23 protein-coding genes are annotated in these 24873 nt (G+C 37.1%); 12 read left to right on the forward strand and 11 right to left on the reverse strand.

What is annotated here, in order from left to right; translation table 11 throughout:
• Positions 1–60 precede the first annotated feature (60 nt).
• Together ACZZZC_RS21730 and ACZZZC_RS21735 are read left to right on the forward strand one after the other, a co-directional pair.
• Positions 61–612 (forward strand): RNA polymerase sigma factor, encoded by a 552-nt coding sequence (locus tag ACZZZC_RS21730; protein ID WP_463483977.1) that lies wholly within the window; start codon positions 61–63, stop codon positions 610–612.
• Between the two features lie 2 nt (positions 613–614).
• Positions 615–1472, forward strand: a complete 858-nt coding sequence (locus tag ACZZZC_RS21735) for an anti-sigma factor (protein ID WP_463483978.1) — start codon at positions 615–617, stop codon at positions 1470–1472.
• 61 nt (positions 1473–1533) lie between these two features.
• On the opposite strand, the gene ACZZZC_RS21740 is transcribed toward ACZZZC_RS21735, so the two are convergent.
• Positions 1534–2235, reverse strand: coding sequence for an AIM24 family protein (locus tag ACZZZC_RS21740; protein WP_463483979.1), 702 nt, complete (start codon positions 2233–2235; stop codon positions 1534–1536).
• 76 nt (positions 2236–2311) lie between these two features.
• Positions 2312–3805 carry an NAD(P)H-hydrate dehydratase gene (locus ACZZZC_RS21745; protein ID WP_463488107.1) on the reverse strand — a complete coding sequence of 498 codons (1494 nt, stop codon included), beginning with the start codon at positions 3803–3805 and terminating at the stop codon, positions 2312–2314.
• 145 nt (positions 3806–3950) lie between these two features.
• On the opposite strand from ACZZZC_RS21745, the gene yiaA reads away from it, so the two are divergent.
• Positions 3951–4358 carry an inner membrane protein YiaA gene (gene yiaA, locus ACZZZC_RS21750; protein ID WP_463483981.1) on the forward strand — a complete coding sequence of 136 codons (408 nt, stop codon included), beginning with the start codon at positions 3951–3953 and terminating at the stop codon, positions 4356–4358.
• 44 nt (positions 4359–4402) lie between these two features.
• Here the strand turns inward: yiaA and ACZZZC_RS21755 are convergent, their stop codons facing one another.
• Entirely contained in the window at positions 4403–6475 is a 2073-nt protein-coding gene (locus tag ACZZZC_RS21755; RefSeq protein ID WP_463488108.1) for a M48 family metallopeptidase, read from the reverse strand.
• Between the two features lie 229 nt (positions 6476–6704).
• On the opposite strand from ACZZZC_RS21755, the gene ACZZZC_RS21760 reads away from it, so the two are divergent.
• The 5 genes from ACZZZC_RS21760 (at position 6705) to ACZZZC_RS21780 (ending at position 11005) form a co-directional block, all read left to right on the forward strand.
• On the forward strand, positions 6705–7418 hold the full coding sequence (locus ACZZZC_RS21760; RefSeq protein ID WP_463488109.1) for a gamma-glutamyl-gamma-aminobutyrate hydrolase family protein: 714 nt from the start codon (positions 6705–6707) through the stop codon (positions 7416–7418).
• Positions 7419–7538: 120 nt separating this feature from the next.
• Positions 7539–9488: a beta-N-acetylhexosaminidase gene (locus tag ACZZZC_RS21765; RefSeq protein WP_463488110.1), complete on the forward strand. Its 1950-nt coding sequence runs from the start codon at positions 7539–7541 to the stop codon at positions 9486–9488.
• The gene (locus tag ACZZZC_RS21770) at positions 9488–9973 is read left to right on the forward strand and encodes a CYTH domain-containing protein (protein WP_463488111.1); all 486 of its coding nucleotides are present in this window, start codon (positions 9488–9490) and stop codon (positions 9971–9973) included. Before ACZZZC_RS21765 ends, ACZZZC_RS21770 begins: the two co-directional genes overlap by 1 nt.
• 140 nt (positions 9974–10113) lie before the next feature.
• Entirely contained in the window at positions 10114–10575 is a 462-nt protein-coding gene (locus ACZZZC_RS21775) for a BON domain-containing protein (protein ID WP_463483986.1), read from the forward strand.
• Positions 10576–10582: 7 nt separating this feature from the next.
• The gene (locus ACZZZC_RS21780; RefSeq protein ID WP_463483987.1) at positions 10583–11005 is read left to right on the forward strand and encodes an SH3 domain-containing protein; all 423 of its coding nucleotides are present in this window, start codon (positions 10583–10585) and stop codon (positions 11003–11005) included.
• A gap of 91 nt (positions 11006–11096) precedes the next feature.
• Here the strand turns inward: ACZZZC_RS21780 and ACZZZC_RS21785 are convergent, their stop codons facing one another.
• The 3 genes from ACZZZC_RS21785 to ACZZZC_RS21795 form a co-directional block, all read right to left on the reverse strand.
• Complete coding sequence (locus tag ACZZZC_RS21785; protein ID WP_463483988.1) at positions 11097–12074, reverse strand: FKBP-type peptidyl-prolyl cis-trans isomerase; 978 nt, start codon at positions 12072–12074, stop codon at positions 11097–11099.
• Positions 12075–12194: 120 nt separating this feature from the next.
• On the reverse strand, positions 12195–13181 hold the full coding sequence (locus ACZZZC_RS21790; RefSeq protein WP_463483989.1) for an FKBP-type peptidyl-prolyl cis-trans isomerase: 987 nt from the start codon (positions 13179–13181) through the stop codon (positions 12195–12197).
• 37 nt (positions 13182–13218) lie between these two features.
• Positions 13219–14229, reverse strand: coding sequence for a DHH family phosphoesterase (locus tag ACZZZC_RS21795; protein WP_463488112.1), 1011 nt, complete (start codon positions 14227–14229; stop codon positions 13219–13221).
• 117 nt (positions 14230–14346) lie between these two features.
• Between ACZZZC_RS21795 and ACZZZC_RS21800 the strand changes: the two genes are divergently transcribed.
• Both ACZZZC_RS21800 and ACZZZC_RS21805 read left to right on the forward strand, forming a co-directional pair.
• Positions 14347–14766 carry a nucleoside-diphosphate kinase gene (locus ACZZZC_RS21800; protein WP_463488113.1) on the forward strand — a complete coding sequence of 140 codons (420 nt, stop codon included), beginning with the start codon at positions 14347–14349 and terminating at the stop codon, positions 14764–14766.
• A 130-nt stretch (positions 14767–14896) separates the two neighbouring features.
• On the forward strand, positions 14897–15667 hold the full coding sequence (locus ACZZZC_RS21805; protein WP_463488114.1) for an FKBP-type peptidyl-prolyl cis-trans isomerase: 771 nt from the start codon (positions 14897–14899) through the stop codon (positions 15665–15667).
• A gap of 332 nt (positions 15668–15999) precedes the next feature.
• Here ACZZZC_RS21805 and ACZZZC_RS21810 read toward each other — a convergent pair whose 3' ends face one another.
• Both ACZZZC_RS21810 and recF read right to left on the reverse strand, forming a co-directional pair.
• Complete coding sequence (locus ACZZZC_RS21810) at positions 16000–16290, reverse strand: DciA family protein (RefSeq protein WP_265800029.1); 291 nt, start codon at positions 16288–16290, stop codon at positions 16000–16002.
• Positions 16283–17386, reverse strand: a complete 1104-nt coding sequence (gene recF, locus ACZZZC_RS21815; RefSeq protein WP_463488115.1) for a DNA replication/repair protein RecF — start codon at positions 17384–17386, stop codon at positions 16283–16285. The genes ACZZZC_RS21810 and recF overlap by 8 nt, the downstream gene beginning before the upstream one ends.
• Before the next feature lie 125 nt (positions 17387–17511).
• Between recF and ACZZZC_RS21820 the strand changes: the two genes are divergently transcribed.
• Positions 17512–18177 (forward strand): tetratricopeptide repeat protein, encoded by a 666-nt coding sequence (locus ACZZZC_RS21820; RefSeq protein WP_463483994.1) that lies wholly within the window; start codon positions 17512–17514, stop codon positions 18175–18177.
• Between the two features lie 733 nt (positions 18178–18910).
• On the opposite strand, the gene pth is transcribed toward ACZZZC_RS21820, so the two are convergent.
• The 3 genes from pth to ACZZZC_RS21835 all read right to left on the reverse strand — a co-directional run bounded on the left by pth (position 18911) and on the right by ACZZZC_RS21835 (position 21267).
• The gene (gene pth / locus ACZZZC_RS21825; RefSeq protein WP_463488116.1) at positions 18911–19471 is read right to left on the reverse strand and encodes an aminoacyl-tRNA hydrolase; all 561 of its coding nucleotides are present in this window, start codon (positions 19469–19471) and stop codon (positions 18911–18913) included.
• A 193-nt stretch (positions 19472–19664) separates the two neighbouring features.
• Positions 19665–20249: a 50S ribosomal protein L25/general stress protein Ctc gene (locus ACZZZC_RS21830; RefSeq protein ID WP_056851931.1), complete on the reverse strand. Its 585-nt coding sequence runs from the start codon at positions 20247–20249 to the stop codon at positions 19665–19667.
• 76 nt (positions 20250–20325) lie between these two features.
• Positions 20326–21267, reverse strand: a complete 942-nt coding sequence (locus ACZZZC_RS21835; RefSeq protein WP_056851930.1) for a ribose-phosphate pyrophosphokinase — start codon at positions 21265–21267, stop codon at positions 20326–20328.
• Positions 21268–21635: 368 nt separating this feature from the next.
• Here ACZZZC_RS21835 and ACZZZC_RS21840 point away from each other — a divergent pair, with 368 nt between their 5' ends.
• Positions 21636–24662 carry a glycosyltransferase family 117 protein gene (locus ACZZZC_RS21840; protein ID WP_463488117.1) on the forward strand — a complete coding sequence of 1009 codons (3027 nt, stop codon included), beginning with the start codon at positions 21636–21638 and terminating at the stop codon, positions 24660–24662.
• Positions 24663–24873: the final 211 nt, after the last annotated feature.

Below are 24873 nucleotides of genomic sequence, written 5' to 3' on the forward strand. Positions count from 1 at the left end.
ATAAATTATAAAAACATTTTTTTGGTTTTGCTGTTCTGTATTGTATCTTAGTAACCAATAGTGACTGCATATAAAAAATTAACCCTAACCGAGCCTGAACTTGTTCTCGCCCTGCAATCGAAAGATCCTGCGGTGTTGAAGACCTTGTATAGCATGTACTCCTCTGCACTTTACGGCGTTATTTCACGTATTATTATCCATACTGAGTTAGCGGAAGATGTTTTACAAGAAACTTTTGTGAAGATATGGCAATCTGCAGCACACTACGACAATACCAAAGGACGTTTGTTTACCTGGATGATGAATATTGCCAGGAATTTATCTATTGATAAACTCCGTTCTAAAGACTTTAAGAATTCACTTAAAAACCAAGATATAGAAAATAACGTAAGTTTCGTTGATGAGCAAAACAAGGTGACTTTTAACCCAGACGTACTTGGAGTAAAGCAACTTGTAGAGAACCTGAAACCAGACTTACAAGCAGTTCTCAATTTAGTTTATTATAAAGGTTACACGCATGTGGAAGCCGCAGAAAAGTTAAATTTGCCATTAGGTACGGTGAAAACCCGTATTCGCCTGGCTATTATAGAATTGAGAAGGAGTTTTAATTGAACGTGGAAAATTTAAAAGCATATATCGAATCTGGAGTACTTGAATTGTACGTTTTAGGTGATTTATCGTCTGAGGAAGCGTTACAGGTAGAGGAAATGGCAACTCAATACCCTGAGGTTAAAAGTGAATTAACCGCCATTGAGATTGCCATGGAAAATTATGCTATGGAAAATGCTGTAGCGCCATCTGCAGATATAGAAACCAAACTATTTGAGAAATTAGGATTAGGAAAAAGTGAAGATGTAGAAGCAATATCTACTACCCCAGCCTACACTGAAGAAGCCAAGGTAGTTAGATTGGATAACAGTGATAGTAAAGTTAGAACATTACGTTTTGCATTGGTTGCTTGTGTTGCTTTATTGATTATTAGCACTGGAGCACTTTTCATCACCTATAATAAATTAAATGCTGCTCACGATCAAATAGCCAGTTTAAATCTCGATAAAGAAAAATTTGCCGGGGTAGTGAGTAAGCTTGAGTTTGAGAACAAAGGTTTGGATAATATGGTGGCCATGAACGACAGTAAAGAATGGGCAACCATTCGAATGGCTGGACAGGCTTTTAGTCCTAAATCTAAAATGAATGTTTATTGGAACAAAAAGGATAAAAGTGTATTGATTAACTATGTGGCTATGGATTTACCAAAAGCCGACGCTGAACACGAATATCAGCTTTGGGCATTAGTAAATGGCAAGCCAGTGAGCTTAGGCGTATTTGGAAAAACAGATTCTACATCAACAGAAGCTTTACAGAAAATGCAAGCCATACAAGAAGCTCAAGCTTTTGCTGTAACACTTGAACCAATGGGCGGAAGCGTTAACCCAACTATGGAGAAACTAGCTGTAATGGGTGGAGTATAAGTAAACCTCGTGAAAAATATATAAATCCCGGCAATCAAAAATTGTCGGGATTTTTTATTACTTACGATTTTTGAGCGTACTTCACTTCTTCATAAGGCTGTACCAAAACCCAACCTTCACCAAAAAATTCCAGTTGAAACGATTCTCCACTTCCCCTCCCGATAAAAGAACCAAAAGTTAAATTTGTTTTAATATTAGGTGACAAATTTTCTGACCAAGCTACCGTTGCATTCGGATCGGTATATACAGGTTGATTAGCACTTACACGCAACAAAATTGGTTCACCATGGGTGGTAATTGCAATATAACCACTTCCAGATAATTTGACTTGGAAAAGGCCTCCACTCATCATGCCTGCCACACTTTTCAGCATTTTAATCTCATTTTTGATGGTATCTTCCAAGGCTAAAACATCGTTGCCATTTACGAAAATCGACTCGTTCTGAAGTTTAATGATCTTCACTTTTTTACCTTCGTCGGCCAAATAAAGTTTACCTGTACCTGCGGCATGCATCAATGATGTACCTTCTCCAGAAATGGCTTTCTTTAGCAATCCACCAAGGCCTTTACTTAACAAACCTTCGCGTTTAAAATCTACATTCCCAATATAGGCTACCATTGAGCCCGCCTTGGCCATAATTTTTTGATTTTTTAAGTTTACTTCCAGCATTGCCGGCTTTTCCAATTCGAAAAAATCATTTTCATTTGGGTTCTCTGCCGATTCCTGTATAAGCTCATTAAGCGTGTATTCTCTTTTTTCCATTAGTGATTAGATTTATTTATTTTGATCATTCGGTTGTTTTTAGAATTAGTCAATTCTTAAGCCAAAGGGATGATAATTATAACAGAAGCGATTTTATTTCTCTAGGCACTTGCATGGCCACCTGCGAGGCGGTAACTACAATCCTTGAATTAGCTAAACTGCTTCCTGCCAAACCGTGAACGTAGCAGGCCAAAATTGCGGCATCGGCAGATGTGTATTTTTGAGAAATAAAAGCTACAATAATGCCTGTTAAAATATCGCCCATACCCCCCTGTGCCATAGCAGAATCGCCAGTTGGATTAATATAGATTTTGCCATCGGGCAGGCAAATAAATGTAAACTGATTTTTGAGTACGATGATCATCTTACCTTTTTGCGCTTTATTTTTAGCTGTTTCTATACGTTCCCACCAAGTTTCGTGATCTCCAAATAGCCGATCGAACTCTTTCATATGAGGAGTCAAAATACTATTTTCAGGTAACTTGTCTATCAAATCGGGCCTTTCGCCTAAAATATTCAAGGCATCGGCATCTATAACCAAAGGCTGATTACTGGCAATTAAACTTTCCAGTAGCCGTTCGTTTTCTGTCGAAATACCTAAGCCTGGTCCAATTGCAATGGCCTGGTATTTAGCTGGATTTTCAATTCGTGTATATTCGTCTCTTGGTAAAGCCATCACTTCTGGCAATACCGTATTTAGGGCTATCAATCCGCTTTGCGGAATACATGCAGTAGTTAAACCCGCTCCGGCATACAAACAAGCCATTGATGAAAGTATAGCTGCACCCATTGTGTTAACATTCCCAGCAATAATTAGCGCATGTCCGTAAGTGCCTTTATGACTGAATGATTTCCTGGGCTTAACAATTGCCTGGATATCTTCCTCTTCCAACAAATGGAAATCAGAATCTTGGCCTTGAATAAAACCCTCATCCAATCCAATATCAACAACCTCATATTTTTCTGTAGCTAAAGCTGATTCAGGGAAAAAGAAATTAATTTTTGGCCGCTGAAAACAAATGGTTTTATAAGCCTTGATTCCTCGGTAATCTGCTGAAATTTTCCCCTCTGACGGAAAGCCTGTAGGGACATCAACTGCATAGATTTTTTTATTGAGTTTATTAATACTCTTGGCCAGGTCGGCATATTCTCCCTCCAAAGGTTTGTTTAAGCCAGACCCTAAAATGGCATCAATGATAATATCAGCTTTTACATTTCTTAAATCGGCCGCGGTGTTGATGATTGTTTTCCTACATTTGGATTCATCTAAACGCTGCAGGTTGATTGCAAAATCATGGCTTTGCTTACTGCTAAAGTTAACAATATAAACACGCACATTTTCGCATCCGTTGTTGCAAAGCAAATGCGCTACAGCCAATCCATCACCTCCATTATTACCCTTACCACAAAATACTGCGATACTTTTATTGGCATCAAACTCGTCCCTTAAAAAGGTTTGAACGAAAGCACGAGCAGCTTTCTCCATTAAATCAATCGATGCTATTGGCAGGTTGGCAATGGTGAATTCATCAGCCTTGCGCATTTGGGCAGAAGTAAGCAGTGTTTGCATATAACTAATATACCATTATAAGCGCTAATGAAAAAGTTTCGGCTTTGATTGATTAATTAATAACCTGGTAAAAAGATAATTACAGGCGCATATACCTTTTAACAAACTTTAGCGTTTTCCATTGAATAAATTAAACTCTAATCAAATGAATCAAAAACCATCGAATGCATTTGTGGCTGCGGCCTGGATTGCATTGGGCATTGGAATGATAGGCTTTATTGTTGGCCTATGGCGTTCTGACATGCTTCTTAATGAAAAAGGATATTATTTTACTGTATTGATGTTTGGTCTTTTCGCCGTAATCTCATTACAAAAAGCTGTTCGCGATAAATTGGAAGGTATTCCGGTAACGGAAATCTACTATGGTTTAAGCTGGTTTTCAACATTATTAACCATTACCTTATTGGTAATTGGATTATGGAACGCCACACTTCTACCCAGCGAGAAAGGATTTTATGCCTTTGCCTTTCTGCTTTCGCTATTTGGTGCCATCACGGTACAGAAAAACACGAGAGACAGCCAAATTTTTAACAAAAGTCAGGATTTGCATTAACACACTAACAGCGCCGATACCTAAAAAGATCGGCGCTTTTTAGTTTAAATTAAAACCGGAGCACTCAATTGGGCTTCAAATTCCAGCATTTTCTTTTTCGCCTTAAAGTGAATGTCGGTGATCACGTCAGCATAATCAGCCATCGCCTGGAACAGTAATTTGAGCTCCTCGTCGAAATATAAATCTGCACCAAAATATTTGTAATCACACTTCAAATATTCTTTAAAGCGAAGCTTCACTTCCTCACTGAAACCATCAACATAATCTTCATCAGCAAGAATGGAAAGTATGCTCTCCTTAAATTTCTTCTCTTCCTTTTTTACCACAACCATATTTTTATTTATCACATTAAACGGTGTGGTAATGTGCATAAACGAGGTTGCATTTGCCAAATCAGCATAAACAATTTGTTGGAGTTTGAACTTTTCGGCTATTCTTTGATAGCATATTGCTAAAACCTGAAATTCAGAAGCGAGATTTTGCCTAAAAGCCGCATGGCGGAAAAACTCGAAAATTTTTATATCCAAATTCTCCAGTTCTATCTTCTTATTTTCAATCTCCGAATTCAAATAATCAATCATAGCCTTACAATCAGCTTTCGAATATTTTTGGCCATTATAATTGAAGGTCTTTATATCAATCAAACTAGAATCTATTCTATCAATTGTATTCCAATCAGCTTCAAGGGCATTCAATTCATAAATTAGAGTCAAACTCTTATCTCCAAACAGGAGATCAAAGCTTAAATCAGTATCAGGTATTGATTTTTCGAAATCACTTTCAGTATACTTTATGTAAGGATTTCTATAATCGAAATACTCGTTAAATAAATCTGGGAAAGAATTTTGTTTGGTTTGGCTTATAAAATCTTGCTCAAAATCTTCCCTTTCCTGATCGATAGGTTCTTCCAAATAATTCACATTAACGAACATTTTATCAGTTAGCTGGGCCGATATCTGGTCTTTGTTTACCAGCAAATTTATCGCAAGCCCTGTTTGGCTATTTTTTAACTCACCGTTAATTTGCGCCAGTTTAAGTACTCGGTCTTCAGTTTCTGGATGCGACGAATACAAGTGACTAAAACTGATTTTTGATTTATTAAACCTATTGTAGTAACGGAGATCTACCTCTGGAAATTCGTTTTTAACGGGCAATTTATTCAGTTTCGCCAGAAAATTCATTGCAAGTATTTGCTGCGGAAATACATTAGTTGTTTTAATATTTGCCTCAATTTTTCTATCATAGTAACTCAATACCATATCGAGTGCCTGATTAGCCAACTGCATACGCAACAATGAATCAATTAAGGGTTTCGAACCCACAACATGAGCGGCTATGGCATCTGCGTGATATTCCATCTCATGAGAAAGTTTAGAGTAATTTGCGTTAAGCACGCCATAAACCAAAACCAAAATTTGCTGCATTAAGCCAACAATTTTATCAGACAGCAAAACAAATATGCCAAAATACGAGGTGGAGTCAGCTATCTTTCTGGCCACCTGGTTGTAACCATCATTGTCATATAAGATATCATGAATAATGCGATTCACATTATAAACATAGCTTCCAATTTTTAGGCTTTTTTGCGAAAAATGACCAAACTCGTGTGCTAAGATCGCTCTCAATTCATCTACAGTTGTTGTATTGATTAAACCGACACCGATTTGCAGGTTTTTTCGAATCGGAAAGAACATGCTCCAAAAGTTAGAGTCGTAGAAAACTGATGCATTTACTTCGCTCGATAGATAGACCTTCTTCGGAAAATCAGTATGAACATCCGCTACTATTTCATCAATCATTTTAAATAATTTCGGCTCTCCATCTCTAGTGATTTCCACCAGATGCGATCGATCCATTTTATTGCTCTTAAACATAAATTTGATTAAGAAAAACAAGATTAAGAAGCCGAAACCAATCATGCCTAATCCTAACATTAGCGTAAAGATATTTACATAAAACTCAATCAATTTTACCCCTAAATAACCGCAAACTATTGTGAGCGCTATGGAAATAAAAATTAAGAAAGCATAGGTAAATACAAATAGGGCGATTGCCCAAACTGATCTAACAGCTGATTTTCTGAAATTTTCAGAGGGTTTGAGTGCGTATTCCAACATGAAATATATTTTGATGCCTACAAGATAATCAATTGTAATAAATGCTAAAATTTCTTTAGCAGCATGGTACTTTCCCTTTGTTAAACGAATATCTTTTTATACAAACACACTGATATATTCGAACCTTTTTTTTGAGTCGAATCTTGATTTTAAATAATAAAAATTGCTACATTAAACCAATTCCACTATTGATTATTATTCTCCTTTATTTTGTGGTAAAAAAATATTTATGTCTGATAAAATAATTATAGGCGTTACAGATTGTAGCAAATTCGATATTTACAGCAACTGGATTTTATCCTACAATGAAAATGTTGAAGTCATCCAGCTGGGTTATAAATTGAATAATTTTGACGAGATAGAAAAATGCCATGGCGTTGTTCTAACCGGCGGTGAAGATGTTCATCCGAGATTTTACAATATGCCAGAGTATTACCCCTATTGTTACGAAGATGATATTGATGAGAAACGCGATGAGTTTGAATTTAAAGTTCTGGAATACACCGAAAAAAACGGTATTCCAGTTTTAGGAATTTGCCGCGGAATGCAGGTTGGAAACGTATTTTTTGGCGGAAATTTAATTCCGGATATAACAACGTGGGGAAAATTCAACCATTCGAAAATGCCTGATAAAAGTGATCGTTATCATGAAGTCATCGTTAATCCCTCCTCATGGTTAAGTGGCATTATAAATACTGATAAAGGTTTGGTAAATAGCAATCACCACCAAAGTACCGACAGAACAGGAAAGGGCTTAGTTGTTAGCGCCATATCTCCTGATGGTGTAACCGAAGCTATGGAAAGATTTGATCCTGAAGGAAAATCATTTCTTCTCTTTATCCAATGGCATCCAGAAAGATTAAAAGATCAGCAAAGTCCTTTCAGCAAAAATTTACATGAGGCATTCATTAATGCAATTAAACTAAATATTAACCACAGATAACCGAAAGGGTATCATTTGATAGGATAGCGTATAAATTGTATTAAATAATACTGCTAGTAAAAATCTTTTTTAATAAATTGCGGATTAATACTTATTCGGTTAAACTGCAATTTATTATTAATGAAAAAGATTTTCCTTATCGTTTCCGCCATCGTTTTTGCAACAAATATCTACGCCCAAAGTATTATAAGTGAACCTGAAGTTTCTCATGGCGATAGTCCGATCGTGCAGGCACAAATTGCCATTATTCCTGAGCCGGTTTCTTTGATGAAAAAGGCAGGAACCTTTACACTACCGGAAAACGTCAGTATTTTAGCATCAAAAAGCGAAGGTTTGCAACAATCTATTGCTTTATTATCCGAAAGAATTGAAACTGCTACCGGCAAGTTTGTCAGCAATGTAACCACGGCAAATCATCCTACGATTAAGTTAATTCTCAATACCGAAAATGACAATCAACTCGGAACTGAAGGCTATAAGCTGAATATTAATCCAAATCAAATTGTAATTACGGCCAATAAACCTGCGGGTATATTTTGGGGTGTTCAATCTCTTATTCAGCTTTTTCCTGTTGAAATTGAGAGTAAGGAATTGACGAAAAACACAAAGTGGAAACTACCCTGTGTTGATGTTGTTGACTATCCAAAATTAGGCTGGAGAGGCTTGATGTTTGATGTAGCCCGTCACTTTTTTACCAAAGATGAAGTGAAACAGTTTATTGATCAAATGGCTCGATATAAATTCAATTTGCTACATTTTCATTTAACAGATGATGAGGGCTGGAGAATCGAAATTAAAGGTTTACCGAAATTAACAGCAGTTGGGGCCTGGAGTGTGCAAAAAACTGGTACTTTTGGCGATTTTATTCCACCAGCGGCAAATGAACCGCGAACTTATGGTGGCTTCTACACCCAGGAAGATATTAAAGAACTGGTTCAATATGCACAAGATCGATTTGTAAATATTATGCCCGAAATAGATGTTCCAGGGCACAGTTTGGCGGCGATTGCATCTTATCCTGACCTTTCTTGCACACCCGATGCAGTGAATTACAAAGTGCGATCGGGAGAAAAAATAATGGATTGGAGCCGCGGCGCACCACCAACCGCTTTAGTAGATAATACACTTTGCCCCGCAAACGAAAAAGTTTATGTTTTTCTTGATTCGGTGATTACGCAAATTGCAAAACTTTTCCCCTTTGAATATATCCACATGGGAGGAGACGAAGCCCCTCATAACTTTTGGGAAAAGAACGACCAGGTGAAAGCATTGATGCAGCGTGAAGGCTTAAAAACCATTCCACAAGTTCAGGCGTATTTTGAAAAACGTGTAGAGCAAATTGTAGTTTCGAAAGGCAAAAAGTTTATGGGCTGGGATGAAATTTTAGAGGGTGGTGTTTCGCCAACAGCCTCTGTTATGAGCTGGAGAGGCTTAAAATATGGTATAGAAGCCTCAAAAGATAAACACAATGTAGTGATGAGCCCAACAGATTTTGCTTATCTGGATTACATGCAGGCAGACCAAATTACCGAACCAAAAGTTTATGCTTCTTTAAGGTTAAATAAGGCTTACCAATTTAACCCTATTCCCGCCGGAGCCGATCCTAAATACATTATTGGAGGGCAAGCAAACCTGTGGACGGAGCAGATTTTTAATTTCCGCCAGGTACAATATATGCTATGGCCACGGGCTTTTGCAATCTCAGAATCAGTTTGGAGCCCGATTGAAAAGAAAAACTGGACAAATTTCATCTATCGTACTGAAGAACATTTTAAGCGCCTGGATCTTGCGGAAATCAAATACTCTCCAGCCATTTACGATCCTATCTTTACAGTGAAACGAAGTGCTGATAAACAACTAATTATTGAGCTTACATCAGAAATCGACGGGCTGGATATTTACTACAGTTTTGATAACTCGAGTCCTGATCGCTTTTATCCAAAATACACTGGCGCTTTAACCCCACCTAAAGATGCTAGCATGCTTCGCATCCTTACCTACAAAGGTAAGGAGCCAGTGGGTAGGTTAATTAGCATGCCAATCGCCGAATTGCAAAAGAGGAGCAGATAATGGGGAGAGAAATCGAAAGAAAATTTCTGATCAAGCCGTCTGAATGGGCCAATCTTGACAAGCCAGGCGGAAAACATTTAAGACAAGGCTATCTGGTTAGCGACCCTAATAAAACTATTCGGGTACGTACCACTGATGACAAAGCGTGGATAACCATTAAGGGTATTTCTGTCGGTGCCTCCAGATTAGAATACGAATATGAAATTCCATTAGGTGAAGGATCGGAACTACTCGATAATTTCGCCGAAGCCGAACTTGAAAAAATAAGATATGAAATTCATCATCAGGCTAAACTTTGGGAAGTTGATGTCTTTTTAGGCGACAACAATGGATTAATTGTGGCAGAGATAGAATTGGATTCAGAAGACGAGAAATTCGAATTACCAGAATGGGTAGCTGAAGAAGTTACTCAGGAGAAAAAATATTACAATTCAAATCTAACTAAACACCCATTTAAACTCTGGAATATTAATGTTCAAAAATAAAATCTATAATTTCTCTTTCAATTAAACGCTATTACTATATTCGTTTTTACAAAAATCATCCTTGTTTAATTTCAGAAAGCGGACATCCCAAATTTCCGGTTTCAACGATAAAAAATATTAAACATTATAATAAACAAAGGATGAAAACAACTAAATTTTTGATGAGTATGGTTATCGCCACTACATTGTTTTTTGTAGGGTGTAAGCCAAAAGATGCAGATTTACAGGCTGCAATTCAAGCCAAAGAAGCTGCCGGCATCACCGTGGCTGTGGCAAAAGGCGATGTAACTTTAACAGGTGAGGTTGCTGATGATGCTGCAAAAGTAAAAGCAGAAGAGATTGCCAAAGCAGAAAAAGGTGTTAAATCGGTAATCAACAGTTTAACAATTGAACAAGAAAAGCCTGTTGTAATTGCTGAAGATCCAATTTTAACTAAAAATGTTGCCGATGCCACAAAAGATTTTCCAATGGTAAAAGCTGAAGTTAAAGATGGTGTGGTTTTGCTTACAGGCGAAATCAAAAAGGCGTCACTCATTACATTAATGCAACACCTAAGCGCATTAAAACCTAAAAAAATCGACAACAAATTAACTGTAAAATAATTCTACCATGGCATTAGAAGATAAATATAAAGCATTAACCGACGCTGCAACCGCAGCTGGTATAACTGATTTGGCTGTTCGCGAACAAGATGGAATCTTATACATCGATGGAACAGCAGCTGATGGCGCTACAAAAGATCATTTATGGGAAGTGTATAACGAAATCGATCCTAATTTTACCTCCGGTGATTTGGTTTTAAACGTAAATGTGAGCATTGATGCAGCAGTTACGCATGCAAAAGTGATCACTCAGAGTAGCAATTTAAATATACGCAAAGGGCCTGGAACAGACCAACCAATTGTTGGAAAGGCGGCACATGATGAAATTATTACACTTGTTAACAGAAGTAACGATTTGTGGTGGCTTGTACGCACCAAAGATGGTGAAGAAGGCTATTGTTACGCACAATATTTAGAAGCTCAGGCCTAAACTTCAAGTTAAAAAAAAATCCGCAGCATGTAGATGTTGCGGATTTTTTTGTTTTATCTCATAATAGACTCCAATGATCTTGATGCGTTATCTATCTGGAAAGTGGCGCCGATACGGCTCCGTTATTAGGCTTAACGATTGATTTTAATTCAACATCAAAAACTAATGGCGTGAAAGGATTTATAGACCCACCTCCGTTTTCGCCATAGCCTAATTTAGACGGAATGATTATCTTTATTTTACCGCCTACGCCGATGAGCTTAATGCCTTCAGCAAAACCAACAGGTAATTGATTTAACACCAAAGGGCGAGCAGCATATTGAGCAGATGGAGAATAAATCCCGGCGTCTTTCGCAATTCTGGCATTTGAAGTATCAAAAACATTGAGTTTACCATCTGCTTTTTTATTTGTAAACTGACCGGTATAATCTACCAAAATAGTATCAGATGGCGCTGCCCTTTCTGCATTTCCAGGTCTTTCAATCAGGTAGCTTAATCCAGAGGGCGTTGTGTTCATTTTCAAATCATTATCGGCAATATACTTTGCAATTTTGGCCGATTCATTTGCTTTATTTCGCTGAACCAAACCTTCATATTCTGCTTTGTAAAACGCTCTTTTTTTATCTTCAAAAACCGAATCGGTTTCATTAGCAATCTTATGCAAAACCTTTTCAATTTTCACCGTAATGGTTGCATAATTGTTTTGAGCTGCTGATGGCTTGGGTTGGTCATTGTATTTGGCTAATGAATCTAAATTTAATTTAAACGAAGCACTATCTCCTTCGCCCAAGAGCTTTAGCGCAGCTACTAAATCTCCCTTAAATTTGGATTTTGTGACCGTAAAAAACGGCGGACGTTCATTATCATAAGTATTTACCAAAGTAGAATCGCCATCCTTCGTATCAATCATTTGGATAACGTTGAACTTCACTAAATCCCCTTCCTCAATTTTGGGCTTTCCTTCATTTTTGTAAATTTTATAGGTCATGTCGCCCTCACCCTTTTCAAATTTATTGCAAGCAGATAAACCTAAAACGGCTGCAAATAAAATCACTAATCCTTTTTTCATTGATATATTAAATTGATGGTGCCAATGCAACCTTCCCTAGTTTTGATATCGCGTTTAAACACAAAAATCTTGCCCAATATCATGAACAAGATTTTTATGAATAATATTTTTTTTTAATTTTTATTGAGCTGCAGGCATGGCTGGTGCACTTGGTGCAGGAGCTGTACCTTTTTTAATATCAGTAATTTCGATTTCGAAAACAATTGGGCTGTAAGGCATAATACCAACTTGCGGTGCACCTTGTTCGCCATAACCTAATTTCGAAGGAATGATAGCCATGATTTTTCCACCTTTACCAATCAATTGAATCGCTTCAGTAAAACCTGGAATTGTTGATCCGATAGCCATTTTAGTTGGACCATATGGTCTGCCTGCCTGGAATTTACCTTCTTCTTTAGCCGTTTTTTCGTCACTCGTATCGAAGATTGGATATTTACCTTTGCTATTTTTCTTTGTTACTCTACCTGTATAGTTTAAGGTAACAGTATCACCCAGAGCAGCTCTTTCAGCGTTTCCTGGTGCTTTGATAATATATTGTAAGCCACTTGCAGATGTAGTAGTTTTTAAGTTATTATCAGCGATGTAAGATTTTAATTTACCCTCTTCAGCATTTTTCTTTTTATCAGCATTTGCTTTGAAGTCAGCTTGAAAAAACTCACCAGCTCTCTTGTTGAAAGTAGAATCGGCTTCACCAGCTTTTTTAGCAAATACTTTTTCGATTTTTACTGTGAACGTAAGGTATTTATCATTTTTGAATTGCTCTGGCTTAGGCTGTTTGCTATAAAAAGCCATAGTATCCAAATTCACTTTAAATGTTGCACTATCACCTTCACCGAACATAGTTAAAACATCATTCATGTCACCAGCGTACATTTTTTTCTGTACAGGAAAAACCTGAGGATTCTCCATGTCATAAGTACTACCTAAAACTGAATCTTTATCGTTTTTCTGAATGAAATTCATTTTAACGATATCACCTTCTTTGATTTTTTCTTTTCCTTCAGAATGGTGAATAGTGTATAATAAACCACCCGCACCCTTTTTTTCTTTGTTACAAGCCGCTAAACCTAGAGTTGCTGCTAAAAGAACAATTATTCCTTTTTTCATTTTTATAATTAAACTTGTTTTTATTTGGTTTCTTGCTTTATGCAATTAATTGATTTTTATATTCTTCTAATATCGATTTGAACTCATTCACCACTTCGGCCAAAGGTTTTTCTGAAGCACCGCCAGCAGCATTTCTATGTCCGCCGCCATTGAAATATTTTTTGCAAATTTCATTGGCCGGAAAATCACCGGTTGATCTTACTGATAATTTCACCTTATCTGATCTTTCTACAATTAAAGCAGCCAGGCGAACGCCATTTATCGATAACGCATAATTTACTACGCCTTCAGTATCGCCAGTCTCGCTTTTAAAACGCGACAGTTCTTCTTTAGTAACCGAGATAATTGCGGTGTTGTATTCTCTAATTACTTCTAATTTGTTAGATAAGCAATAACCTAGAAAACGTAAGCGATCTTCACTTGCATTATCATATACTGCCTGATGAATTTTCCAGTGTTCGGCTCCAAGATCGATCAAATCTGCTGCAATGCGATAAACATTTGATGTTGCCGATTCGAAACGAAATGAACCAGAATCTGTCATGATGCCCGTGTATAAACACGAAGCCACATCTTTATTAATTCCTGCCTTATCTTCGAGTTGATTAACGATAAAATCGTAAACGAGTTGTGCAGCGGCGCAAGCGTTGATATCCCAATGACGGTAATCGTCGAAATCTTCAGGCTCTAAATGATGATCAATCATTACCTTTTTAGCTCCAGCAGCCCGAACCAATTCGCCAAGTTCGTTAATGCGACTTAAAGTATTAAAGTCAAGACAAAAAATGATCGAAGCTTCATCTACCAATTTAGCAGCTTTTTCCTGCTCTTCGGTAAAAATAATTACATCGCCATTATTTGGCATCCAATGCAAAAAAGTTGGATAATCTGTTGGGGTAACCACTTTAACATGGTGTCCTTTTTGAATCAAATATCCATATAAACCTAATGATGAGCCCATCGCATCGCCGTCAGGTTTGTGATGCGTTGTAATCACAATTCGTTGTGGCGTAGCCAACAGGGATTTTAATTCAGTTAATGTTAACATATATTTTTTGCGCTGCAAAGCTAAGTAAAAATTAATATTAATATCGGGTATTTAACGTTATCCTTTTAATATTCATCAATTAAAACGTATTTTTGCAGAAAATTTCATATCCATACAATGAGCACTAACAGAACTTTTACTATGATCAAGCCTGATGCTGTTGCTAACGGCCACATCGGATCGATCATAAATGACATTACCAATGCAGGTTTCAAAATCATCGCATTAAAATATACTAAGTTAACTGATGAAACTGCTGGCCAGTTTTACGCCGTTCACGCTGAACGTCCGTTTTATAAAGATTTAGTAAGCTTTATGTCTTCAGGCCCTATCGTTGCTACTATTTTAGAAAAAGATAATGCAATTGAAGATTTCAGAAAGTTAATTGGTGCTACTAATCCAGCTGAAGCCGCTGAAGGAACCATCCGTCAAAAATATGCTAAATCAATTGATGCAAATGCAGTTCACGGATCGGATTCTGATGAGAACGCAGAAATTGAAGGTAACTTTTTCTTCAAGGCAGACGAGCGTTTCTAGTTTTTAGAAGAAGAGAATATTAGAATGAAACCTCGATTTTTCGGGGTTTTATTGTTTTATCTATTTTGTATCTTTCAGCCTTAAAATAATCCATCCAACTCAGCGTTGGAATATTAACACAATTTCCATAATGAAAAAATTTTTATTGGCGGTATGTATTTCAGGTATCGCTATTTCGGTAAATGCGCAAACCAAAGCTGTAGCGAAAAAGACTGTAGCGAAAAAAACCATAGCCACTTCGAAAACCATTCCGGGAACAATAGCATTAAAATCTGGTTTAGATTCTACCAGTTATGCTTTTGGAACATCAATGGGCACTAGTTTAAAATCTACTGGTTTATCAACTTTAAATTACGAAGCCTTGCTAAAAGGTTTGAAAGACGCTTTTGCAGGTGGCAAAGTGGCGTTAACGCAACAACAAGCGCAGCAATGTATTAATGATGCGATTACAAAAGCATCAGCAGTAAAAATGAAAGCAGAAAATGAAGCTAACAAAATTAAATTTGCACCCATGATAAAAGAAGGACAAGAGTTTTTAGAAGAAAACAAAAAACGTGCTGGCGTTCAAACTACCGCTAGCGGTTTACAGTATGAAGTTTTAACCGCCGGAACTGGCGTAAAACCTACAGCTACCGATTCAGTTTTAGTTCATTATAAAGGAACCTTATTAAACGGCAAACAATTTGATAGCTCTTACGATAGAGGTGAACCAATTAGCTTCCCTTTAAACAGAGTTATTCCAGGCTGGACTGAAGGTGTTCAATTGATGCCTGCTGGTTCTAAATATAAGTTCTTCATTCCTTATTACTTGGCTTATGGCGAACGTGGTGCAGGAGCCGATATCCCACCTTATAGTGCTTTGATTTTTGAGGTAGAATTGTTAAAAGTTAACGGTAAATAGCCTTAATTAAAACTTTATGTAATGATTGATGTTAGGATATACATAATTAACATCAATATGAAAAAGATATTACCTATAGCACTAATCGCATTTTTATGCACTACCTTAAGCAGTTGTGAACTTGTTGGAGGTATATTTAAAGCCGGCATTTGGTCTGGTGTCATTATAGTTATAGTAGTTGTTGCACTACTCATCTGGATTCTTGCCAAAATATTTGGCGGCGGAAGGAGCTAGTTCTCAGTCATGAGTCTGAAGTCCGGAGGGCTAAATTAAAGCTTAACAAAAAGGGCTGGTAAATTTAATTTTGCCAGCCCTTTTGTTATCAGATATCTTTAAAGAAAAACCATTTCGGTAATTACTTGACTACCTGCATGCTCATTTAATTTTTGAATTATCCCTTGGCGCACCATTACTAATTCATTTTTTATAACCGATGATTCGATTCTAATGAAGAGTTTCTTATCATGAATATAAATTTGAGTGGTTCTATTGGCAATAGCTGTCCCCATTATTTCTGGCCAAATAGCTAAAATAGAAGTTTCATCAAACTTACGGCGTAAGCGATACACGTCGAGCATTTTGCTAACGGCATCTTTCATTGTTAAATCATTAGGTTTACGCATTTTTTATTTGTCCTTCCTCTACTTCAAACAAAGTTACCTCAACTTCTATGTTTTCAAAAATCGATTTCACCCTTTCTTTACCCGTATCGGTAATAAATATTTGACCAAAATCATGGTGAGAAACCATTTGCATCAATTTTTGTACCCGGCTATCATCCAATTTATCAAAGATATCATCTAGCAGAAGCAAAGGTTTAAAACCTTTATTTTTAGCCAGGTAAGCATATTGCGCCAGCTTTAAAGCAATCAAAAAAGATTTCTGCTGCCCTTGTGAACCGAATTTTTTCAGGGGCATCCCGCTGATTACGAAAGCCAGTTCATCCTTGTGAATTCCAGTAGTAGTTCTTTCTAAAACCCGATCTTTTTCTACTGATTTTGCCAACAACTCGTTAAAACTGGCATCGTTTAATTGCGATTGATAATTGAGTTCTACAGTTTCCTTATTTTCTGTAAGGTAGATATAATATTGATTAAATAGCGGAATAAACTGATCCATAAATGCTTTACGGATAGCAAAAATTTTATTGCCGGCCAATACCAGTTGTTCATCCAAAATCTCCAACAAAGCTGGATCGTATTTGCGGCTGATGGCAATCTGTTTTAAAAATGCATTTCTATTTAAAAGAATCCGGTTGTAAGAAATCAGCTGATCCAGATAATGTGAATCGGTTTGAGAAATCACATTGTCGATAAATTTCCTCCGTTCCTCGCTCCCTTCCATAATCAGGTTTACATCATAAGGAGATACCATCACCACCGGAAAAAGGCCAATGTGATCAGCCAGCTTATCATATTCCTTTTTATTGCGCTTGAACTGCTTTTTCTGATTACGTTTTACTCCGCAAGAAATCTTTTCATTTTTGCTGCTGCGATCAAAATCACCCTGAATCATGAAAATTTCCTGGCCAGTTTTGATCTGTTGCCCATCAATAGGATTAAAGTAGCTTTTGCATAGGCACAGGTAATGAATTGCATCGAGCATATTCGTTTTGCCCGAGCCATTGTTACCTGTAAAAACGTTTACCGTATCCGAAAACTGGATATCGGCATCGTTATAGTTTTTGAAATTTAGAAGCGTAATATTCTTTAACCACATAAATATGGCGCAATTTACCGTTTTTTACCCTCTAAATAACTAATGTTTAATTAAATACTTCAAAATAAAGATTGATTCTTTGATTGAAAAATGTATTTTTGCAATCTTAAATTTTTTAAACAAACATGTCTACAACAGATAACCAGACAATTCAACCTATTAAAAAAGGTTCATTTTTACAGGAAAACACTAAGAGCTTATTATTTATAGCAGGTGCTGTAGTTTTATTAATCTTAGTATATCTTTGGTACCAGGGTGTGTATTTAAAAGACCGTGCCGAAGAAGCTGCAAGCAAAATGTTTAAAGCTGAGCAATTTATCGGTGTAGATTCTCTATCTAACAAAGCCATTAAAGGTGAAGGTGGTTATCCAGGTTTAGAACAAATCGCTAAAGAATACGACAATACAAAATCGGCTAATTTAGCCAATTTATACTTAGGTGGAATTTACCTTCGCAAAGGCGATTACAAACAAGCTATCGAATCTTTAAGCAAATATAGCGCTACTGGCAGCCCAGTTGCAGATCCATTGGCTTTAGGATTACTAGGAGATGCTTATAGCGAGTTGAAAGACTACAAACAGGCTACTACTTACTACAAGAAAGCTTCGGATAAAGCAAGCAAGTTTACTTCTCCGATGTTTCTTAAAAAACTAGGACTGGTTGCAGAAAACCAAAAAGACTTTAAGGGTGCTGTTGATGCTTACACAAAAATCAAAACACAATATCCTGAAAGTGCTGAAGCACAAATGATTGATGCTTATATTGCCAGAGCTCAGGAACAAGTGAAGTAATCATCAACTAAAAAAATATCAGAAAGACCATCGTTCGATGGTCTTTTTTTTACCTAAAAATTCTTGCATAGTTTTCATGATCATAATAAATAGCCTTCGATAGAATCAATTATAAATCTCATTTGAGAAACGACTATTTTTCTAGCCGTCATTTCGAAATGAGCTTTTCGCGATTGAGAAATCCATTTAAGAGGATTTGTTAAAGTGAGATCTCTCCGCTGTGAAAAACAGCGTTCGAGAGGACGAATTAACGAAGCCATTCGAATGAGAAATTATTGTCTTCTTAGCCGTCATTTTCGAAATGAGCTTTTCGCGATTGAGAAATTTATTTAATAGGATTTGTTAAAGTGAGATCACTCCACTGTGAAAAACAGCGTTCGAGAGGACGGACTAAGCGAGCCATTCAAATGACAAATTATTGTCTTCTTAGCCGTTATTTCGAAATGAGCTTTTCGCAATTCAGAAATCTATTTAAGAGGAATTGTTAAAGTGAGATCTCTCGACTGTGAAAAACAGCGTTCGAGATGACGGACTAAGCGAGTCATTCAAATGACAAATTATTGTCTTCTTAGCCGTTATTTCGAAATGAGCTTTTTGCGATTCAGAAATCTATTTAAGAGGATTTGTTAAAGTGAGATCTCTCGGCTGTGAAAAACAGCGTTCGAGATAAGCGAGCCATTCAAATGAGAATTACTTGGGAAACTCGTGACCTACAATACTATAGATTTAATCATTATTTATTAAAAGCCGTCATCGTATGGGCAGGCCCAATAGTAACAAAACTCTTAATCAAGTCTACACTTTTATCTATTAGGGCTGGAAGTTCGAGCTGCTCATTTTTATCAAACAAACCCAGCACAAAATCAACCTGGCGACCCTTTGGGTAATCGCTACCGATGCCAAACCGAAGGCGGGCATAATTTTGTCCGCCACAAACTTCTTCAATACTTTTTAACCCATTGTGGCCAGCACTCGACCCTTGAAGTTTAAGTCGCAATTTTCCTAAAGGAAGCGCAAGATCATCCACGATCACCAAAACATTTTCTGGAGTAATCTTCAACTCTTTCATCCAATAGTTTACAGCCTTCCCACTCAAATTCATAAACGTAGTGGGTTTGATTACATGAAGCTTTTTTCCTTTGAAACTTACTTCCGCATAATAAGCTAAACGGATGTTGTCAAAGCTACCATTTAAGCTCTTTACCAATTCATCGGCAATATCAAAACCTATATTGTGACGAGTATGAGCATATTCTGGTCCGATATTTCCTAAGCCAACGATGAGATATTTCATGTGTGCAAATGTAAAAGCTTAAAGCTGAAAGACCAAAGATAAATACAGGATGTATGATATTTAGCGGAATAAAGGAAATGGACAGTGGGAAATGGAGAATAGAGGCAACAAAATAGAAGCATATTTAAAAATTTTGAATAAAAAAAACGGCTCGATTTGCATCGAGCCGTTTCTTAAAATCAAGAGAACTTGATTATTTTTTACCTTTAGCAGCTTCAGTTTCTGCTTGTTTTAATGCTCTAGACATTGCAACAGAAACGATAGTATCTTCAGGAGTGTTAGTAATTACGAATCCGTCAACTTTTAAGTCGCGAACGCGGAATAAACTACCAACTTCTAATTTATCTAAGCTTACTTCAACGTTTTGTGGCATGTTAGCTGGTAAAGCTTTAACGCGAAGTTTACGTAATTTCTGAATTAATTTACCCCCCATTTTAACACCTGGAGAAGTTCCTGTTAATTTAACTGGAATTTCCATCACGATTTCTTTCTCGTCGAATAACTGAAGAAAATCGATGTGCATTAACACGTCAGTAAGTGGGTGGTATTGAGTGTCTTTAACGATAGCTTTAGTTTTAGCACCGTTCACATCGATTTCCACAAAATTTACTTCCGGGGTATAAATAACATCTCTTAAATCAGCAATAACTACAGCTAAGTGTTGTTGCTCTTTTCCACCATACAATACCGCCGGAACCTTACCTTCGTAACGAAGTTCCTTGGCATCGCGTTTCCCTACGTTCTCTCTTGGAGAACCGCTAATTGCGATTGTTTTCATTTTATTTATATTTATTTATTAAACTCTTTCTATTGTTTGGCGCATGGCGCTTGGCGTTTTCACGCTTACCGCAACGTTAAACTCTAAACAAGTCGCTAATCGAACCATGTTCATTTACATTAGCAATTGCTCTTGCAAATAAACTTGCTGTACTTAGCACTCTAATTTTCGGACTTTCAATTCTTAAAGGAATCGTATCCGTAACAATTAATTCAGTTAATACCGAATTTTCAACTGTTTCTACTGCTTTGCCTGAAAGTACAGCATGTGTACAAACGGCTCTCACACTTGCAGCACCATTTTCCATAATCAAAGCCGCAGCTTTTGACAAAGTTCCAGCGGTATCGCAAATATCATCGATCAACACTACATCTTGCCCGGTCACATCTCCAATAATCGACATTGATTCGATCTCATTGGCACGTTTACGGCGTTTATCGCAAATAATTACCTCTGCATTAAAAAACTTTGCAAAAGTACGGGCCCGGTATGAACCACCCATATCTGGCGATGCAATAGTTAAATTAGGTAGATTTAAACTTTTGATATAAGGAACAAAAATTACCGATCCATCCAAGTGATCCACCGGAATATCAAAGAAGCCTTGTATTTGTGCCGCATGTAAATCCATCGTCATGATGCGGTGGATACCTGCAGATTTTAATAAGTTAGCTACCAATTTAGCACCGATTGCTACACGAGGTTTATCTTTTCTATCCTGACGGGCTAAACCATAATAAGGAACAACTGCAGTAATATAATGTGCTGAAGCTCTTTTAGCGGCATCAACCATTAGCAAAAGTTCCATTAAATTATCGCTAGGCTGATAAGTAGATTGGATTAAAAAAACATCGCAGCCGCGGATAGATTCATCAAAAGAAGGTTGAAATTCGCCATCACTGAATTTGTGAATGGTAACATCACCAAGTGGTTTGCCGTAACTTTCAGCAATTTTAAGTGATAGTCCTCTTGAACCTGTTCCGGAAAATAACTTTACCGGGTTAAACTGCAATGGCATGATCCGTGTAGTTTACGGTTAAAAAAAATCGGATCATGTCATTTTACAAACACGATCCGACATTAAAATTTTCGTTGTCCGACCTGGATTCGAACCAAGACAAACGGTACCAAAAACCGTTGTACTACCCTTATACTATCGGACAATCTTTCTCGAGAACGAATCCTCGAAAGGGAATGCAAATGTAGGAACCTTATTTTAATTTTGCAAGAGTGATTTTAAAATAATTTTAATTTCTCTCCTACTGTTCCTTCTTGCGTTGCAAAGATAAAAAAATCATCATATCGCATGCAACATTTTATTTTTTTCTACGACTTTTTTAAGTGAGAACCACTTAAATCATTTATTATCAAAGACTAAATTTTATTATGAACTACGCTAAAATTAACACCATTACGGGTTGGCTATGCTTTTTAGTTGCCGCTACAACCTACATTCTAACTTTAGATCAATCGGTAAGCTTTTGGGATTGTGGCGAATTCATCGCCTCTGCCTTCCGGATGCAGGTGGTTCATCAACCTGGCGCACCTATCGTTTCCATGGTTCAACGGCTATTTTCTACTCTCGCTTTCGGCGATAAAACGATGGTTGCGTACTTCATGAATTTAGCATCTGCATTGGCAAGCGCTGGCACCATTTTATTTTTATTCTGGACAATTACTGCCTTGGCCAAAAAAACCATCATCAAAAACGGCGAAGAAATCAATACATCAAAAACCATCAGCATTATTGGCGCTGGTTTGGTTGGCGCTTTAGCTTATGCATTTTCTGATAGTTTCTGGTTTTCGGCAGTAGAGGCTGAGGTTTATGCCATGTCATCGCTATGCACAGCGATAGTTTTTTGGGGAATTCTGAAATGGGAATCGCAAGCTAAGGACAGCAAAGCAGATAGGTGGTTGCTTTTCGTGGCGTATATCATGGGGCTTTCTATTGGTGTACACTTGTTAAATCTATTAGCCATTCCGGCTTTAATATTCGTGTATTACTTCAAGAAATATCCAAAACCAAGCTGGCAAGGCATTCTCAAAGTTTGTATGATATCAATTGGTGCTTTGGCCTTTGTTCAGTTCGGAATTATTCAGTACCTGATTTCCTCTGCTGCAAACTTCGATTATTTCTTTGTGAACAACCTCGGTTTAGGTTTTGGCACCGGTATCTTGTTCTTTGCTATTTTAGTTATTGGTAGTTTAAGCTATGGAATAATTTATTCTATCCGCAAGCATAAAAGAGCATTGAACTTAATTATGCTTTTTACCACGCTGTTGATTTTTGGCTATAGTTCATTTGCCATTTTAATCATTAGAGCACATGCGAAACCAAACCTTAACAATACCAATCCAGAAAATGCTTTTAACTTCTTGAGTTATGTAAACCGATCTCAATATGGCGATCGCCCATTACTTTACGGCGAAAATTACAACTCTGAGAAAATCGACATCAAAGAAACCGGGCAGCTCTACAGAAAAGGGAAAGATAAATATGAATCTGCAGGCACTAAATCAGAATATGTTTTTGCTGATAAAACATTGGCTCCGCGGATGTATAGCGATAAAGCTGAACATGCTAATTTCTACAAAAATTACATGGGTTTTGATGATTCCCATAAGCCAACTTTGAGCGATAATTTAAGTTATATGTTCTCTTTCCAAACCGGCCAAATGTACATGCGCTATTTTATGTGGAATTTTGTGGGTAGACAAGATAATGAAGACGGGCAGTTGGGCGGGCGAAACGGTGCCTGGTTAAGCGGAATTAAACCGCTCGATGCATTAAGATTGGGTGATCAAACCAATTTGCCCCCATCTATTACCGAAAACAAAGCTTACAATAGATTCTTCTTTTTACCATTGATTATTGGTTTAATCGGAGCCATTTGGCATTTCAAACGTAACCAGAAAGACGCAGGTATTATCGGATTACTTTTCGTTTTCACAGGTATAGCTATAGTTATTTACCTCAACTCGGTGCCTATCGAACCACGTGAGCGGGATTATGCCTATGTAGGCTCATTTTATGCTTTCGCAATTTGGATCGGACTCGGCGTATTTGGTTTGAAAGATTGGGTTTTCCAGAAGCTTTCGCCAACCAAGGCAAGCATTTTCGCTTCTTTAATTGCCCTTTTATCCGTTCCTGTACTCATGGCCTCGCAAGGCTGGGACGACCACGACCGTTCTGAAAGCCATGTAGCACATGATATGGCTGTGAATTACTTAAAATCTTGTGCGCCAAACGCTATTCTTTTTACCTATGGCGATAACGATACCTATCCGGTTTGGTATGCACAAGAGGTAGAAAATATTCGTCCGGATGTACGGGTAGTAAACTTAAGTTTGTTTACTGCCGATTGGTATATAGATGGAATGAAACGGAAGCAAAATCAATCTGCCCCGCTGCCGTTAACTATAAAACCTGAACAATATGTAGCCGGAACGCGGGATGTAATGTATTACCAAGATTATAAAATTGCACAACCAGTAGAACTGAAAGATATTTTGGAAGTTTTGCTCTCTGATAATGATCAAGACAAGGCAACCATGAGTGACGGTTCTAAATACAATATATTACCTACAAAAAACTTAAAACTAACTGTTAATTCGAAGCAGGTTTTAGATACCGGAACAGTGCCAAAAGAAGATGCTGGTAGAATTGCAAGCGCCATGGAGTGGACTTATGACGGTAGTTATGTAAGTAAAGGGACTTTGGCCTTATTCGATCTTTTAACGCATAATAATTGGGAACGGCCGATTTATTTTACAACTGCCATGCCGAAAGATCAATACATAGGTTTAGACAAATACCTTTACACCGAAGGGCTCAATAAGCGATTGCTTCCGTTAAAACCAGAGCGTTTGGAAACTGAAAATGATGAATTAATCAATCCAAAGCCAATGTTTCATAATTTAATGAGCGTATATGGCTATGGAAATATTAAACACGCCAAGCACCTTGATAGACAATCGGCCGATGATGTTACTTATGTTTCGAATATGTTTGGTGGCTTGTTAAGCACACTGATTAATCAAGGCAAAACCATCGAAGGCACCCAGGTGGCGAACAAATATTTTGAGGTCATTCCTGAAAAATTTTACACCATGCGCCAGGTGGTGAGTTCATTTTACATTACGGAAAGCCTTTATCGATTAAACGATTTGAACAGAGCAAACCAAATGATAAATAAATCAGCAAGCCACATTAACAAAGAACTTACTTATTTGGCTGATGTTTCTGAAAGCAAAAGTCAACTGGTATCCGAGCAAAATGTTCGCATTTATCTTACCTATCTTGCCCAAATGGTACGGTTGACAGAAACATTTAAACAAAAGGAATTAAGCAAAAAACTGGAAGATCAATATAATAATCTAATCGGCCGTTTTAGTCCATTTGCTTCAAGTTAAGTTATCATCTTTCAAAAATGAACCCGTAAACGAGATTTTCAATTCAGTTTATGGGTTTTTGTATTTATTGAAATTAAAAGTAGATTAAAATAGTGAATGCAAATGATAGCTAAGCCGTTAAAATTTGTTAAATCAATCCAATAATTTACCTGTTTTATCGACTAGAATAGTTAATTTCGGCAGCATTTTTATGTGAAAACATTTTTTAATA

This window comes from Pedobacter sp. AC212 (genome assembly GCF_979258625.1).

Excerpts from the sequence above, each read along its gene's own strand:
- yiaA (WP_463483981.1), top strand. The coding sequence starts at position 3,951 with ATGAATCAAAAACCATCGAATGCATTTGTGGCTGCGGCCTGGATTGCA.
- ACZZZC_RS21770 (WP_463488111.1), top strand. The coding sequence starts at position 9,488 with ATGGGGAGAGAAATCGAAAGAAAATTTCTGATCAAGCCGTCTGAATGG.
- ACZZZC_RS21765 (WP_463488110.1), top strand. The coding sequence starts at position 7,539 with ATGAAAAAGATTTTCCTTATCGTTTCCGCCATCGTTTTTGCAACAAAT.
- ACZZZC_RS21840 (WP_463488117.1), top strand. The coding sequence starts at position 21,636 with ATGAACTACGCTAAAATTAACACCATTACGGGTTGGCTATGCTTTTTA.
- ACZZZC_RS21755 (WP_463488108.1), bottom strand. The coding sequence starts at position 6,475 with ATGTTGGAATACGCACTCAAACCCTCTGAAAATTTCAGAAAATCAGCT.
- ACZZZC_RS21835 (WP_056851930.1), bottom strand. The coding sequence starts at position 21,267 with ATGCCATTGCAGTTTAACCCGGTAAAGTTATTTTCCGGAACAGGTTCA.
- ACZZZC_RS21800 (WP_463488113.1), top strand. The coding sequence starts at position 14,347 with ATGAGCACTAACAGAACTTTTACTATGATCAAGCCTGATGCTGTTGCT.
- ACZZZC_RS21820 (WP_463483994.1), top strand. The coding sequence starts at position 17,512 with ATGTCTACAACAGATAACCAGACAATTCAACCTATTAAAAAAGGTTCA.
- pth (WP_463488116.1), bottom strand. The coding sequence starts at position 19,471 with ATGAAATATCTCATCGTTGGCTTAGGAAATATCGGACCAGAATATGCT.
- recF (WP_463488115.1), bottom strand. The coding sequence starts at position 17,386 with ATGTGGTTAAAGAATATTACGCTTCTAAATTTCAAAAACTATAACGAT.
- ACZZZC_RS21740 (WP_463483979.1), bottom strand. The coding sequence starts at position 2,235 with ATGGAAAAAAGAGAATACACGCTTAATGAGCTTATACAGGAATCGGCA.
- ACZZZC_RS21780 (WP_463483987.1), top strand. The coding sequence starts at position 10,583 with ATGGCATTAGAAGATAAATATAAAGCATTAACCGACGCTGCAACCGCA.
- ACZZZC_RS21760 (WP_463488109.1), top strand. The coding sequence starts at position 6,705 with ATGTCTGATAAAATAATTATAGGCGTTACAGATTGTAGCAAATTCGAT.
- ACZZZC_RS21745 (WP_463488107.1), bottom strand. The coding sequence starts at position 3,805 with ATGCAAACACTGCTTACTTCTGCCCAAATGCGCAAGGCTGATGAATTC.
- ACZZZC_RS21790 (WP_463483989.1), bottom strand. The coding sequence starts at position 13,181 with ATGAAAAAAGGAATAATTGTTCTTTTAGCAGCAACTCTAGGTTTAGCG.
- ACZZZC_RS21795 (WP_463488112.1), bottom strand. The coding sequence starts at position 14,229 with ATGTTAACATTAACTGAATTAAAATCCCTGTTGGCTACGCCACAACGA.
- ACZZZC_RS21830 (WP_056851931.1), bottom strand. The coding sequence starts at position 20,249 with ATGAAAACAATCGCAATTAGCGGTTCTCCAAGAGAGAACGTAGGGAAA.
- ACZZZC_RS21805 (WP_463488114.1), top strand. The coding sequence starts at position 14,897 with ATGAAAAAATTTTTATTGGCGGTATGTATTTCAGGTATCGCTATTTCG.
- ACZZZC_RS21775 (WP_463483986.1), top strand. The coding sequence starts at position 10,114 with ATGAAAACAACTAAATTTTTGATGAGTATGGTTATCGCCACTACATTG.
- ACZZZC_RS21810 (WP_265800029.1), bottom strand. The coding sequence starts at position 16,290 with ATGCGTAAACCTAATGATTTAACAATGAAAGATGCCGTTAGCAAAATG.
- ACZZZC_RS21785 (WP_463483988.1), bottom strand. The coding sequence starts at position 12,074 with ATGAAAAAAGGATTAGTGATTTTATTTGCAGCCGTTTTAGGTTTATCT.